The organism is Micromonospora sp. CB01531 (genome assembly GCF_001905095.1).
GTDB lineage: Bacteria > Actinomycetota > Actinomycetes > Mycobacteriales > Micromonosporaceae > Micromonospora.
This window is the reverse complement of sequence record NZ_LWLS01000138.1, coordinates 162,394-175,305: the sequence shown is the minus strand read 5'-3', so window position 1 is coordinate 175,305 and position 12,912 is coordinate 162,394. Positions and strand designations below refer to the sequence as shown.

At 72.8% G+C, this 12,912-nt stretch carries 16 protein-coding genes and 1 pseudogene; 9 read left to right on the top strand and 8 right to left on the bottom strand.

All coding sequences use genetic code 11. The annotated features are described in order from the left end of the window. Window positions 1-11 precede the first annotated feature (11 nt). The 5 genes from A6A27_RS40930 to A6A27_RS40910 all read left to right on the top strand — a co-directional run bounded on the left by A6A27_RS40930 (window position 12) and on the right by A6A27_RS40910 (window position 4,605). Complete coding sequence (locus A6A27_RS40930; protein ID WP_073840096.1) at window positions 12-698, top strand: SigE family RNA polymerase sigma factor; 687 nt, start codon at window positions 12-14, stop codon at window positions 696-698. 67 nt (window positions 699-765) lie between these two features. After that, on the top strand, window positions 766-2,034 hold the full coding sequence (locus A6A27_RS40925; RefSeq protein WP_073840016.1) for a hypothetical protein: 1,269 nt from the start codon (window positions 766-768) through the stop codon (window positions 2,032-2,034). 55 nt (window positions 2,035-2,089) lie between these two features. Next, window positions 2,090-2,956 carry a PHP domain-containing protein gene (locus A6A27_RS40920; RefSeq protein WP_073840015.1) on the top strand — a complete coding sequence of 289 codons (867 nt, stop codon included), beginning with the start codon at window positions 2,090-2,092 and terminating at the stop codon, window positions 2,954-2,956. A 31-nt stretch (window positions 2,957-2,987) separates the two neighbouring features. Continuing rightward, entirely contained in the window at window positions 2,988-3,602 is a 615-nt protein-coding gene (locus A6A27_RS40915) for a MarC family protein (RefSeq protein ID WP_073840014.1), read from the top strand. Between the two features lie 169 nt (window positions 3,603-3,771). Beyond that, window positions 3,772-4,605: a RecB family exonuclease gene (locus A6A27_RS40910; protein ID WP_241825711.1), complete on the top strand. Its 834-nt coding sequence runs from the start codon at window positions 3,772-3,774 to the stop codon at window positions 4,603-4,605. 38 nt (window positions 4,606-4,643) lie between these two features. On the opposite strand, the gene map is transcribed toward A6A27_RS40910, so the two are convergent. After that, window positions 4,644-5,426 (bottom strand): type I methionyl aminopeptidase, encoded by a 783-nt coding sequence (map, locus tag A6A27_RS40905; RefSeq protein ID WP_073840012.1) that lies wholly within the window; start codon window positions 5,424-5,426, stop codon window positions 4,644-4,646. A 67-nt stretch (window positions 5,427-5,493) separates the two neighbouring features. On the opposite strand from map, the gene A6A27_RS40900 reads away from it, so the two are divergent. After that, the gene (locus A6A27_RS40900) at window positions 5,494-5,796 is read left to right on the top strand and encodes a helix-turn-helix transcriptional regulator (protein WP_073840011.1); all 303 of its coding nucleotides are present in this window, start codon (window positions 5,494-5,496) and stop codon (window positions 5,794-5,796) included. Between the two features lie 85 nt (window positions 5,797-5,881). On the opposite strand, the gene A6A27_RS40895 is transcribed toward A6A27_RS40900, so the two are convergent. Then, a complete protein-coding gene (locus A6A27_RS40895) occupies window positions 5,882-6,736 on the bottom strand; it encodes an oxygenase MpaB family protein (RefSeq protein ID WP_073840010.1) in 855 nt (284 codons plus the stop codon). A gap of 93 nt (window positions 6,737-6,829) precedes the next feature. Then, window positions 6,830-7,258, bottom strand: a complete 429-nt coding sequence (locus A6A27_RS40890) for a Fur family transcriptional regulator (protein ID WP_073840009.1) — start codon at window positions 7,256-7,258, stop codon at window positions 6,830-6,832. A 204-nt stretch (window positions 7,259-7,462) separates the two neighbouring features. Between A6A27_RS40890 and A6A27_RS40885 the strand changes: the two genes are divergently transcribed. Then, window positions 7,463-7,945 carry a DUF2231 domain-containing protein gene (locus A6A27_RS40885; RefSeq protein ID WP_073840095.1) on the top strand — a complete coding sequence of 161 codons (483 nt, stop codon included), beginning with the start codon at window positions 7,463-7,465 and terminating at the stop codon, window positions 7,943-7,945. A 21-nt stretch (window positions 7,946-7,966) separates the two neighbouring features. Here A6A27_RS40885 and A6A27_RS40880 read toward each other — a convergent pair whose 3' ends face one another. Together A6A27_RS40880 and A6A27_RS40875 are read right to left on the bottom strand one after the other, a co-directional pair. After that, the gene (locus A6A27_RS40880) at window positions 7,967-8,788 is read right to left on the bottom strand and encodes an IS5 family transposase (protein ID WP_073840008.1); all 822 of its coding nucleotides are present in this window, start codon (window positions 8,786-8,788) and stop codon (window positions 7,967-7,969) included. Window positions 8,789-8,990: 202 nt separating this feature from the next. Next, window positions 8,991-9,509, bottom strand: coding sequence for a hypothetical protein (locus tag A6A27_RS40875; protein ID WP_143194441.1), 519 nt, complete (start codon window positions 9,507-9,509; stop codon window positions 8,991-8,993). Window positions 9,510-9,622: 113 nt separating this feature from the next. On the opposite strand from A6A27_RS40875, the gene A6A27_RS44025 reads away from it, so the two are divergent. Beyond that, window positions 9,623-9,805, top strand: coding sequence for a hypothetical protein (locus A6A27_RS44025; protein WP_143194448.1), 183 nt, complete (start codon window positions 9,623-9,625; stop codon window positions 9,803-9,805). Between the two features lie 52 nt (window positions 9,806-9,857). On the opposite strand, the gene A6A27_RS40870 is transcribed toward A6A27_RS44025, so the two are convergent. Beyond that, the gene (locus A6A27_RS40870; RefSeq protein ID WP_338013339.1) at window positions 9,858-10,376 is read right to left on the bottom strand and encodes a flagellar biosynthesis protein FlgA; all 519 of its coding nucleotides are present in this window, start codon (window positions 10,374-10,376) and stop codon (window positions 9,858-9,860) included. A 1,407-nt stretch (window positions 10,377-11,783) separates the two neighbouring features. Here A6A27_RS40870 and A6A27_RS46715 point away from each other — a divergent pair. Then, window positions 11,784-11,951, top strand: coding sequence for a hypothetical protein (locus A6A27_RS46715; protein WP_241825713.1), 168 nt, complete (start codon window positions 11,784-11,786; stop codon window positions 11,949-11,951). A 14-nt stretch (window positions 11,952-11,965) separates the two neighbouring features. Here the strand turns inward: A6A27_RS46715 and A6A27_RS46710 are convergent. Then, window positions 11,966-12,172 (bottom strand): annotated as a pseudogene (locus tag A6A27_RS46710) (FmdB family zinc ribbon protein); the annotation flags it as partial. A 31-nt stretch (window positions 12,173-12,203) separates the two neighbouring features. Then, complete coding sequence (locus A6A27_RS40855; RefSeq protein ID WP_073840005.1) at window positions 12,204-12,833, bottom strand: 5-formyltetrahydrofolate cyclo-ligase; 630 nt, start codon at window positions 12,831-12,833, stop codon at window positions 12,204-12,206. Window positions 12,834-12,912 lie beyond the last annotated feature (79 nt).

Genomic DNA, 12,912 nt, shown 5'->3' with positions numbered 1-12,912 from the left:
CGGAGGTGAGCGTGGCGAGCAGGGATCCGCTGGAGGAGGAGTTCCGCGAGTTCGTCGCGGCCCGCTCCGGCGCTCTGCTGCGCACCGCGTACCTGCTGACCGGGGACTGGGCGACGGCCGAGGACCTGCTCCAGACCGCGCTGACCAAGACGTACCTGGCCTGGAAGCGGCTCGGCGGGATCGAGGCCATCGAGCCGTACGCCCGCCGGGTCATGGTCAACACCTCGACGAGCTGGTGGCGGCGCCGGTGGCACGGTGAGCGCCCGACCGAGGTGCTGCCCGAACGGGCCGGGGTCGACGAGATCGAGCAGCAGCTCGACCGGGACGCGCTCTGGCGACACCTCCAGGCGCTGCCGGCCCGGCAGCGGGCTGTGTTGGTGCTGCGCTTCTACGAGGACATGTCCGAGGCGCAGACCGCCGCACTGCTGGAGATCTCGCCGGGCACCGTGAAGAGCCAGACCTCCCGCGCGTTGAACACCCTGCGCCGCCGGCTGGGCTCCGAGGCGGCCCTGGGCCTGCCCGCCGAGCCGGCGGAGGCACCGGCCCGGCCCGCGCCGCGTACCGCCGCCGCGCCGGTGCAGCCGTCGCCGGTCGAACCACCGGCGGCCAGCCACCCGCCGGTGGTCCGGCCGGCGCCGCTCTCCGGCGGCCCGGCCGCCGTCCGCCGTGCCGCCACCGTCCCGGTGGAGACCCGATGAGCGAGCGATCCATCAGGCTCAGCGCGGTGGTGCCGCACGGCGCTCCCCAGCGCGGCGAGGAAAAGTCATGAGCAGTACGCCGAACTCCTGCGACAACCGGACGGGCGGCCTGGAGCGTTCATTCCCCGTGAGCGAGGACGAGCTGGAGCGGGCGCTGCGGGAGACGTTCACCCGTCGCGCCGAGACGCCGCGCCCGCTCGCCGCCGATCCGGCCGGGTTGGCCATCCGGCGGGCCCGCCGGACCGGCCGGCGCCGCGCGCTGACCGGCCTCGCCCTGGCCGGGATGGCCACGGTGCTGGTCACCACCGGCATGGCACAGCTCGGCGGGCCGGCCGGCCAGGGGACCACCCCCACCGTGGTGCTCGGCGACCCGCGCGGCTTCACGCCCTCCCCGCTTTCGACCGCGTCCACCGTCGCGCCGGCCCCGCCGGATCCGGTCCGCGCCGAACTGGACCTGCTCATCGGCTCCTGGCTGCACACCAGCGGGGGCGAGCGCCGCGAGCTGACCGGCGCGGGCCCGATCGAACGGGCGCAGCGCGTCCCCGACTACGGCGGCTGGCTGATCACCTCGGCGGCCACCGCGGCCGGCCGAACCCTCTGGTGGTTGCCGCCCAACGGCAGCCCTCCGCAGGTGCTGCTGGCCGGCGCGGACGCCGTCGCGGTCGCGGTGGACGGGCGGCAGGTGGCCTGGCGCGACGGTGCCGAACTCCGCGCCGCCGGCCTGGTCGGTGGCCAGCTCGTCGCGACCACCGGGGCGGCGGCCCCGGACGGGGCGGTGCCGGTCGGCTTCGCCGGCGACGCGGTCCTCATCCGGCAGCCCGGCACGGGCGGATTCAGCGTCTGGCGCCGGGCGGCCGGCGGCGTGCCGGGCGCCGCGAACCGGGACGTGCTGAACGTCTACGGCGCGCTGCCCGACGGCCGGGTGGTCGGGCAGGTCTCCGCCGGTACGCCCCGACGCCCCTGCCTGGCCCTGCTCGACCCGGCCCGCGCCCTCAGCACCGTCCGCACCGGCTGCGGGCCGGCACTCGCCACCGACGGCCTCGGCGGGGTCTCCGCCGACGGGCGGTGGCTGCTGGTGAACGGCACGCGGAAGAACGCCCTCCTGGTCGACCTGAACACCCTGGGCGCGGCTGTGTCGGGCCGCCCGGCCGGGCCGGCGGTGGCCGGTGCGGTGGCGTGGAGCCGTGCCGGGGTGGCCCTGCACGTCGACGCCACCGGCCAACTGGTCCGGGTACGACCGGACCGGGTGCTGGCCGGCGAGCGCCCCACCGGGTTGCCGGTCGACGGGGTCGGCGCGGGCGAGCGCCCGGTGGTGGTGGCCGACACCCGCCCCTGACCCGGCGTGCCGCCCACGGCGGCGGGCGGCGTGGTCGGGCGGTAGCGTCGGCGGGGTGACCTCGGCCGCCCGGATCGACCTGCACGCGCACTCCACCGCCAGCGACGGCACCCTCAGCCCCGCCGAGCTGGTCCGGGCCGCCGCCGAGGCCGGTCTCGACGTCGTGGCGATCACCGACCACGACACCACGGCCGGCTGGGAAGCCGCGGCTCGCGCGCTGCCGTCCGGGCTCACCCTGGTGCGGGGCGCGGAGCTCTCCTGCCGCTGGCACGGCGTCGAGCCGGCGCTCCCGCTGCACCTGCTCGCGTACCTCTTCGACCCGGCGGAGCCGGAACTGGTCGCGGAGCTGGCCCGGGTCCGGCGCGCCCGGGAGGAGCGCGGCGAGCGGATCGTCCGGCTGCTGCAGGCCGACGGGATCAACGTGAGCTGGCGGGAGATTCTGGCCGGCGCGGCCGGCGGGTCCGTCGGCCGACCGCACATCGCCCAGGCGCTGATCCGGGCCGGGCTGGTCGCCACCACCAGCGAGGCGTTCGGGCCGGACTGGTTGGGGGAGCGGTACCGGCTGCCCAAGGAGGACATCGACGTGTTCCGGGCGGTGGCGATGGTCCGGGCGGCCGGCGGGGTGCCGGTCTTCGCCCACCCCCGGGCGAGCCGGCGCGGCCGGATCGTGCCGGACGAGCTGGTCGCGGAGCTGGCCGCGGTCGGACTGGCCGGCCTGGAGGCCGACCACGAGGACCACACGCCGGCCGAGCGCGCCCACGTCCGCGGGCTCGCCGCCGAGCTGGGCCTGCTGGTCACCGGGTCGTCGGACTTCCACGGGACGCACAAGACGGTCCGGCTCGGCGCGCACACCACCGGTCCCGAGGCGTACGAGCGGATCGTGGCCGCTGCCACCGGAGTGACCCCGATCGCTTCAGGCTGAAGCCTCCGGGCGGCGCGGCTACCGTGTCCGCGTGGATCTCAAGCTCTTTGGCGAGGTCTTCGTGACCCTGCTGGTGATCGTCGACCCGCCCGGCATGTTGCCGATCTTCCTGGCGCTCACCGGCCCGCTCGCCGCCCGGGACCGGAACCGGGCCGCCTGGCAGGCCGTGGCGCTGGCGCTCGGGGTGATCGTGGTGTTCGCCGTGGCCGGGCAGACACTCCTGGCCTACCTGCACGTCTCCCTGCCGGCGTTGCAGGCCGCCGGCGGGCTGCTGCTGGTGCTGGTCGCGTTGGAGCTGCTGACCGGCAAGGCCGACGACCCGAGCCAGCCGGCCACGTCCAATATCGCCCTGGTTCCGCTGGGCACCCCGCTGCTGGCCGGACCGGGCGCCATCGTCGCCACCATGCTCTTCGTGCAGCGGGCCGGCGGGCCCACCGACTACCTCGCGATCGCCCTCGCGATCGTCGCGGTGATGGTCACGGTCTGGTTGGCGCTGCGCTTCTCCGGCGTGATCGTCAAGATCCTGCGGCCGGGTGGCATCGAGGTGCTCACCCGGATCGCCGGCCTGCTGCTGGCCGCCATCGCGGTGCAGCTCATCGCTGACGCGATCGCCGCATTCGTGACCCACTTCATCACCACGGGCTGACCCCCGGCGCCTTGCTGCCGGCTGCGTCCCCGGGCCGCCGGCGGCGGGCTTGTCGTACCGGGATGGCAGGATCGCAGGCGTGCGACGACCCTCCCCGACCGGACGACCGACCGGTGGCCACCCGCCCCGGCCCCGCGCCGAGCAGGCCGAGCAGCTCGGCTTCGAGGGCATGCCGGAGCGGCTCTTCGTCTGCACCCCCAGCAAGCTCGGGGCGTATGTGGACTGTCCCCGGCGCTACCGCTACGCGTACGTCGACCGGCCCGCGCCGCCCAAGGGGCCGCCGTGGGCGCACAACTCGCTGGGCGCCAGCGTCCACACCGCCCTGAAGAACTGGTACGCGCTCGCGCCGGACCGCCGCCGCCCCGAGGTGCTGGCCACCCTGCTCAAGGGCACCTGGGTGCGCGAGGGCTACCGCGACGAGGAGCAGGAGCGGGACGCGTTCCGCCGGGCGTTGGCCTGGCTGGAGTCGTACATCGCCGGCCTCGACCCGGCTGACGAGCCCGTCGGGGTGGAGCGGGTCGTCGCCGTGAAGACCGCCGTGCTCGCGCTCAACGGCCGCGCCGACCGGATCGACTCGCGTCCCGGCCCCGACGGGCGACCCGAGCTGGTCATCGTCGACTACAAGACCGGCCGCACCGGGCTGGACGCCGACGACGCCCGCGGCTCGCAGGCCCTGGCCCTCTACGCGTACGCGGCCGAGCGGGTGTTCCGCCGGCCGTGCCACCGGGTCGAGCTGCACCACCTGCCCACCGGCACGGTCGCCGCGCACGAGCACACGCCCGAGTCGCTGCAGCGGCAGCTGACCCGGGCCGAGGAGGCCGCCCGGGACATCATGGCCGCCGAGCGGGCGGTCGCCGACGGCGCCGACGCCGACGAGGAGTTCCCGGCCACCCCGGGGCCCCGCTGCGGCTGGTGCGACTACCGGCGCACCTGCCCAGCCGGCGCGCAGACCCCGGGCAAGGACCCCTGGGCGGCCATGGACCGCCACTCCAGCGACGGGTGATGAATTGCTGGGCGCGGGGGACGCGGAGGGCGGTCACCTCACGGTTGCGCCTGCTTCGGCAAGGTGAGAACTTCGGCTCCGTCGTTGGTGATGACGATGGTGTGCTCACTGTGCGCTGTCCGGCAGCCTGTCGCGCTTCGGAGTGTCCAGCCATCGGCATCGGTGACGAGCTCGGCGGTGTCCGCCATGACCCAGGGCTCCAATGCCAGCAACAGCCCAGGGCGCAGCCGGTATCCGCGACCTGGCCGCCCCGTGTTCGGGACGTGCGGGTCCTGGTGCATCGTCGATCCGACGCCATGACCGCCAAACTCGGTGTTGATCCGGTATCCCGCCTCGCTGAGGACCGAGCCGATGGCATGGGAGATGTCACCGATGCGAGCCCCTGGGCCGGCCGCGGCAATCCCTGCGCTCAATGCGCGTTCGGTCGCGCTGATCATCGCAACGCTCTCCGGGGGGTTCGAGTCGCCCACGATGAAGCTGATGGCGGAGTCAGCGACAACTCCGCCTTTGCAGACGGCGAGGTCGAGCGTCAGCAGGTCGCCGTCGGCAAGCGGGTAGTCGTACGGCAGTCCGTGGAGCACAGCGTCGTTGACTGACGTGCAGATGTAGTGGCCGAACGGCCCACGTCCGAAGGACGGCTCGTAGTCGACGTAACAGGACTGCGCTCCGGCCTCGGTGATCATGGCCTGGGCCCACCGGTTGATGTCCCGGAGGTTCGTGCCGACCTCACAGCGACTCCTCAGCGTCTGCAAGATGCCGGCGACCAGGGCGCCTGCCTCCCTGGCTCGGGGCAGTTCGGTGGGGTTCAGGATCTCGATCACGGGGCGCCTTCACTCGTGCAACCAATAAATATCCCGGCCATATTATCCCGGTACTAGAATCGGGGCCATGGTCAGGTTGCCGCTCACTCCCGCGGAGGTCGAACGCGGACAGCGCCTCGGCGCCCTCCTGCGTCGAGCCAGGGGAGAGCGTTCGATGCTCGGCACCGCGCTGGACGCAGGTGTCTCGCCGGAGACTCTTCGGAAGATCGAGTCCGGTCGCGTAGCCACCCCTGCCTTCCCAACCATCGCTGCGATCGCCGACGTCCTCGGCCTTTCCCTCGATGCGGTGTGGTCGGAGATCAACCAGTCGGCCGGCGGGGTCGAACTCGCAAGATCAGGTCGCTACGAAGGTGAGCGGTTGGCCTCGTGAGGCTCGATCCCGCAGCGACGTTGCCGTTGCCGACGATGGAGATCACCTGGGCGCCGTTCGCAACCAACGTCCCCGGTCCGGACAACTAGGCGGCGAGGCCGAGGCGGGCGGCACGTTCCTTCGCGGCCTGCTGCAACGGCCCCACCCGGTAGCGGCGCGGCAGTGCCGCCAGGGCGAGCCGCAGCGCGCGGACGCTGAGATCCGCCGAGAGCGCGGTGGTGGGCAGGCCCAGGCCGCCGTACAGCCGGCGGGCCCACGCCGGCAGCAGCGCCATCGCGGTGCCGGCGATCCCCAGGTACGCCCAGCGCGCCGGTCCGAGATGCAGGCCGAGCTTCACCGGCAGGCTGAGCTTCCACGGGATCGGCGGGGCGGTCAGGAAGAGGGCCGTCTCCGCCGCCTCCCTGGTCATCCGCAGGTCGGCACGGATCCGCCGGTAGTAGTCGGCCACCTCGGCGGCGGTGCCCGGCACGTCGGTCGGGTCCAGCCCGACCAGGGCCGCCGCCCGGCGCTGCTCGGTGTAGTAGCCGTCGATCTCGGCATCGGTCAGGGCGAGCCCGGCCCGCCGGGCGGTGCTGACGAACGACTCGACCTCGGTGACGTGCACCCAGCGCAGCAGCTCCGGGTCGTCGATCCGGAACTCCTCCCCGGTGAACGGGTCGGTGGCTCGCATCCGGGCATGCAGCGTACGCAGCCGCCGGCCGGCGGCCTCCGCCTCGTCGGTGGTGCCGTAGATCGTCGTGGCCACGTAGGTGGCGGTACGCACCAGCCGGCCCCACGCGTCGGTGCGGTAGTTGCTGTTCTGGGCGACCCCGGCCATCGCCCGGGGGTGCAGCGCCTGGAGGTAGAGCGAGCGCAGGCCGGCGACGATCAGGACCGGCTCCTCGTGCACCTTCCACGTGACCGATCCGGGACCGAAGAGGCCGAGGTCATCCGAGTCCACCGCCCAAGAGTGCCACGCTCCGGGCCGCCCTCGCGGTCCCGGGCCGCAGTCGCCGAACAACAGGGGCGGCGGCCCGACGAGGGTGCGTCTCTGTCAGTCGTCGGCGGAGCGGCGGGCCTGGCAGGCGGGGCAGAGCCCCCAGAAGGTCACTTCCGCCTCGTCCACCTCGAAGCCGTGTGCGGGGCTCGGGTCCAGGCAGGGCGCGAGGCCGGTCGCGCAGTCGACGTCGGCGATCTCGCCGCAGCCCCGGCACACCACGTGGTGGTGGTTGTCGCCGGCGCGGGCCTCGTACCGGGCCGGGCTGCCGGCCGGCTCGATCCGGCGGGAGAGCCCCGCGCGGGAGAGCGCGCCGAGCACGTCGTAGACCGCCTGGGTGGACACCGAGTCGAGCCGCTCGCGGACCCGACGGGTGATCTCGTCGACCTCCAGGTGACCGCCGGCGGCGAGCACCTCCAGCACGGCGAGCCGCGGTCGGGTGACCCGCAGGCCCTTCGACCGGAGCAGTTCCTCACCGCTGGACATGCAGCAATGACAGCACGGGCCCCGACGGCCGACAAGTGAAGTCTCGTAGGGGTGGCCGCGACCACAGGCCGGGCGGAGACGCCGCCGGGGTGGACTGAACCGGTCGGACGGGTTGCGCGTGTACCGGTTCGTCAGCTCCGTCACGCACATTTGACCGACGTACGCTGGCTGCCGCGGAAGCCGCATCCACTGCCGGAGGTGTCGGTGTTCAAGGAAATCAACGGTCTGCCGGGCCACGTCCTGATCGTGCACGCCGTCGTGGTGTTCGTCCCGCTGTTGGCGCTGCTGGCCTCCGCCTACGGGCTGTTGCCCCGGTGGCGGTCCCGCTTCGGGTGGGCGGTGGCGGCCCTCGCCGTGGTGGCCCCGATCGCGACCTTCCTCGCCACCGAATCGGGCGAGGCGTTCGAGGAAGTCCAGCGGACGAGGGGCGTGGCTGGGGAATTCCTCCAGAAGATCCGCGAGCATTCCGAGTACGGCGACACGCTGCTCTGGTTCACCCTGGGCCTCGCGGTGGCGGCCCTGGTGCTGTTGGCGGTGACCTGGAACACCCCCTGGGCGGCCCGGCTGCCTTCCTGGCTCAGCTGGCTGGTGACCGGTGTCGTGCTCGTGCTGTCCGTGTTCGCGCTGGTCTACGTCTATCTGACCGGCGACAGCGGTGCCCAACTGGTGTGGAGCGGCCAGGTCTGAGTGAGCGTCCGGGAACTTGGGTTACCAGTTGCCGGTGCGGGCGAGTCGGCGTGACATGGTCATGATCATGGCGATGTAGATCATGGCTTCGTGGTGGCCGGGCTTGGTCTCGTAGTCGCGTACGCAGCGCCGATGCTTGCTGATCCAGGCGAACGTTCTCTCTACCACCCACCGGCGGGGCAGGACGACGAAGCCCGGCTCGGTGCGTTTGACGATCTGGACGGTCAGGTGCAGGACGTTGCGGGCCCAGACGAGCAGCCGTCCGGCGTATCCGGCGTCGGCCCAGACCAGGGCGATGGTGGTGAAGCGTTCGCGGAGTCCGGCCAGTAGTCGGTGGGCGGCGTCGCGGTCTTGCAGTCCGGCCATCGTGACGATCACGGCCAGCAGCAGGCCGCCGGTGTCCACGGCGAGGTGCCGTTTCGTTCCGTTGATCTTCTTGCCGGCGTCGTATCCTCGGCCGGCTCGGGGCACGGTGTCCGCTGCACGCACCGACTGGGAGTCGATGATCGCGGCGGTCGGTTGCGGGTCCCGGCCCTCGTAGAGGCGGACCAGGTCGCGTAGCGCGTCATGGATGCCCTGCCACACACCGGCCTTGGCCCAGGCGCGGAACCGGTCGTAGACGGTGGTCGGTGGCGGGAACCCGACCGGCAGTTGCCGCCACGCGATCCCGCCCCGCACCAGGTAGAAGATCGCGTCCAACACCAGGCGACGAGGATGTTTCTCCGGCCGCCCGCCCCGCCCGGCAGTGTTGCCCGGCGCGGGCAGCAATGGCTCGATGATCGCCCACTGGGCGTCGGTCAGCGACGAAGACGGGTAGAACCCGCAGGTTGGCGGTGCTGACACGCCCACCGGGTGGGCTGGGCATGACGAGCAGACACACGCAGGCGACAATGACACAGCGAGCTCCTGGTGAACGGTTGGCCTAGACAACCGCCGATCTACCAGGAGCTCGCTCCATATCGATCCACTACACGCCGTGCTTCATCGCCTTGTGACCATGCGCCCTGCCGAGTTCCCGGACGCTCACTGACACCGGACGGCCGGGTCAGAAGATCACCCGCGAGCAGAGCAGGCACATGAGGATCACCAGCACGACCCCGGCGACCGCTCCGATGCCGTAGGTGAGCCGCTGGGCCTGCTGCTCCCCCTGATCCATGGCGGCCATGTCCTGGGGAGGCAGCCGCCGGGGCGGCGCGGGCTGCACGTGCATCGGGGGTCGCCAACCGGGTGGGGGTGGGGTGGTCGGCGGCGGCCCCGGGTAACCGCCGGCCGCCGCGTTGCTCGCGGGCCAGCCACCCGCACCGGGCTGGCCGCTGCTGCCGGCCGGCGCCGGGCCTGTTTCGCCGGTCGCGGCCGGCCTGGACCACGGACTTGCCGACGCGCCGGACCAGGGACTGCCGTCCGGGCTCGCGCCGGTCAACTCGGGGGTGCCCGCCCCGGCGGACGGCCCGGAACTCGACGCCGGATCGCCGGACTGACCGCCGTTGACCTCGCCAACTGTCTGGTCCGGTGTCGGGCGTCGCCAGAACTCGTCCTCGGGGCTGCCACCGCTCGGCGTCGTCACGCCGTCCGACGCTACCAACGCCCCGGCCGCTCGGCCCGCCGGACGCGACGGGCGAGCCACGCCCGGGTGGTGCGCGGGCTGGTCGAGCCGTGCCGATTTCGCCGGTATCCTTGCTGCTCGTGGAGGATCCCGGGATGCGTGGTGCGCGCGGCGACGACGACCGCGTGGTCGACCTCAGCGACGACTTCGTGGTGCTGCCCGAGCAGACCACCGACGACACGGACCGCGGCTGGGGCGAGCGGCCCAGCGGCAACGACGACTGGCTGCTGGCCGAGCGGCCGCCGCACTGGGGCTGACCGGCCTCTTCGAGGACCGGCGCCGTGACGTCCGGCACGGGTTGCCGAGCCGTCATCCGCGTACCACCACCGCGAAGCGGCTGCCTTCGGGCACGCCGACGGCCTGCTGCGCCTGCTCCGGCCGGAGCGCCAGGTAGAGCGCGGAGGAGCCGTCGACCGAACCGGCACCGACCACGTCGAGCACCAGCGCCCGCGGCGCGAGGAGGGTCGCCTCCCTGCCGGCTCCATCGGCCGGTATGACCAGCAGGTCCACCCGGGCACCCGGGCGGAGCACGGCGAGGGCGGCCGGCTCGGCCAGCCGGACCGGTACGCCGACCGACCCGCTGGGCAGGGGCAGCGCCACGCTCGACGGCCTTGCGGCAGGGCTCGCGGGACTCGCGGCCGGGGTGGGGCCGGCCGGAGCGCTGCCGGGCGGACAGCCAACGGGTGTCTGGAGGACGGCGGCGGCCAGGCCGAGCAGCACCGCGACCAGCGCCACCCGGAGCAGGGTCCTGCCGGGCGGCAGCCCGCGCCAGCGCACCGGCTGCAGTGATTCCTCGCCCGCCGCCACCCGCGCCCCTCCCACCCGCACGACACCCGATCAGATGCCGCAGGCTCACCAACTTGCCGCAGGCTCACCAACTTGATTAGGAATCGTTAGTGATCATATAGGTGGAATTTCTTCGGCTTTCAAAGGTCGTGAAGCGTCTGGGTGTGTTCACCTGGTGACGCTTGGTCTTTGGGTTGGGTCGGGGAGGATTCCGGTGGCTTGGGTCGACCGTGAGCGCCGGTTCTCGTGGATTGGTGTTGAGGCGGTGGGCCGGTGAGTGGGAGGCTGCCGCTGGCCGATGGCGAGGTTGCCCGGACCGCGGGTGTCCGCACTCTGGTGCGTGGGGGTGTGGACGAGACGGCCGGTGAGGTGCTGTCCCCGGCGGTGCTTGCGCAACGGATCGGTTGGTGTGCCGATCTGGTGGCGGGCATGGTGGGCGCTCTGGTCGGTGAGCATTGGAACGCCGCGGATGTGGAGGTGTTGGCCTCCGGGCAGGACGCGGGCGGCCGGAAACTTCCGTCGCACGCGTGGATGGCGCTGCGGCGCCTGGGGTGGACCGTCGCCGCCCCTGTGGGTGTGAAGGTCAATGACCGGGTCGTGCGGATGGTCCAGGAGCAGGCCGGGCGTGCTCTTCGCTCGGCGGGGTGGCGTGCCGATGTAACCGCCGGGGTCCTGGCGACCTGGCCGGCCGATCCACGCAAGCGCACCGCGGCTGGCAGGGCGACCGCGACCAGGGCGCCTGGCGCCGGATCGCCGCCCGCGGCCTCACCCACCAGGGCAAGACCGTCATCGACAAGACCAGCGGGCACATGGTCATCCGCTCGGTCGTCGCCGAGGTCGAAGCCACAGCCGTCATCACCAGGACCAGTCGGGGGGACCGGTCGAAGACCGGCCCTACCCGGCACAAGGCAACACGCCCCGCGCCCAGGCGACGCAGGGCACCCTCCCCCACCCGGCCCCAAAGCCGAGCGGGAAAGCGTCCGGAGGGACACGCACCAACGGACCGGACCCGGCTGCCCCGCGCAGCCCACCGACACCAGGTCGTGAACACGATCAGCACACCCACCACCGGCCACCGGCCACGAGGAGCCGCCTTGGGCGCAGGATTTCACCTGCACGCCCATGCATCCCCACCACGGTGGGAAACGATCCCGGAAACTCAATCCGACTCAGGATCACTAAGCTGACCAGAGACGCTAGGAACCCGATGTGCGCAGCGGCAGTCTCCGCAGGCCGCCCTGTGGAAAACTCACCCGCCGGTGGATAACCCCCGAACCTCGCCCGGCTCTGCTAGCGCCCGGCCGAGCCACCACCCACCCCGGCGGCCCAGTCACGAAAGAGTGGCCATTCCCGCGGGAACGCCACTCTTTCGGGGAATTTGCGGATCTTGGGCCCCGCGACGCCCCACGGGAGGGCGGCGCCTCGGGTCAGGAGGAGGAAGAAGAAGAGGTGCTCGCGGCCGGGGTCTTGGCGGACGAGCCGTTGCTCGAGCCGTTCGACGTGCTCGACGTGCTCGACGAGCTGGTCGAGCTGCTGGACGACGACTCGGACGTGGCCGGCTTGCTCGTGCTGCTCGTGCCGGTGTCGGAACCCGACGATCGCGAGTCGGTGCGGTAGAAGCCGGAGCCCTTGAACACGATGCCGACCGAGTTGAAGAGCTTGCGCAGCTGCCCCTCACACGCCGGGCACTCGGTCAGCGGCTCGTCAGAGAAGGACTGCACCGCCTCGAGCTGGTGGCCGCACGCGGTGCAGGCGTACTGGTACGTGGGCACGTTCTCCTCCGGATCTTGGCACGGTCGGTTGGCACTCGACGCTTCCGAGTGCCAATGGTGCGTCATCGGCGAGGATTCGTCCAGCGGAAGTGTGCCGTCAGACAACCGTCGCCCGGGCCAGCGTACGCAGGCCGTCGGTGGGGGTGATCACGGCGCGGACCGGTCGGTCGTGCGGCTGCGCGGGCAGCGCCTCGACCAGCTCGCCGTCGTGCAGCAGCGCCACGGTCAGGGTGTCCGCCGGCACCCGGGCGAGTGCCCGGTCGTATGAGCCGCCGCCCCGGCCTAGCCGGATCCCCCGGCGGTCCACTGCCAGGGCCGGGACGATCACCAGAGCGGCCTCGGCCACCGTGTCCGGGCCGCGGCGGGGCCCGGCCGGCTCCCGCAGGCCCCGCCCGGCGGCCCGCAGCGACCCCGGGTCGGTGTAGCCGGCCCAGTCCAGGTCCAGGTCGTCGCGAAGCACCGGGAGCAGCAGTTCCGCCTTGGGCGGCAGCGCGGCGCGCAGCACCGCCGGCAGATCGCTCCCGCCCGGCTCCGAGCCGACCGGCACGTAGGCGGTCATCCGGGCCGGGCGGAGCCGGCGTACCAGGGAGGTCAGCTCGGCCTGGACGCGCGCCGCCGCTGCCGCCCGGGCCGGTGCCGGTAGTGACCGGCGGTGGGCGAGCAGGGTGACCCGCAGCTCTCGCTTCGCAGCATGCGTCGCATCCACTTCATCCGTAAATTCCGGCACGCAACACTCCTGACGCAACGCTTGTCTCCCCGTCGCTCTGTGTCAGCATCGCAGCAAGGGGCGCAGAACTTCCGGGGGG

Bases quoted from the DNA above. Each gene is read 5' to 3' on its own strand.
- A6A27_RS40925 (WP_073840016.1), top strand. From the start codon at position 766: ATGAGCAGTACGCCGAACTCCTGCGACAACCGGACGGGCGGCCTGGAG.
- A6A27_RS40910 (WP_241825711.1), top strand. From the start codon at position 3,772: ATGCCGGAGCGGCTCTTCGTCTGCACCCCCAGCAAGCTCGGGGCGTAT.
- A6A27_RS40900 (WP_073840011.1), top strand. From the start codon at position 5,494: ATGGTCAGGTTGCCGCTCACTCCCGCGGAGGTCGAACGCGGACAGCGC.
- A6A27_RS40890 (WP_073840009.1), bottom strand. From the start codon at position 7,258: ATGTCCAGCGGTGAGGAACTGCTCCGGTCGAAGGGCCTGCGGGTCACC.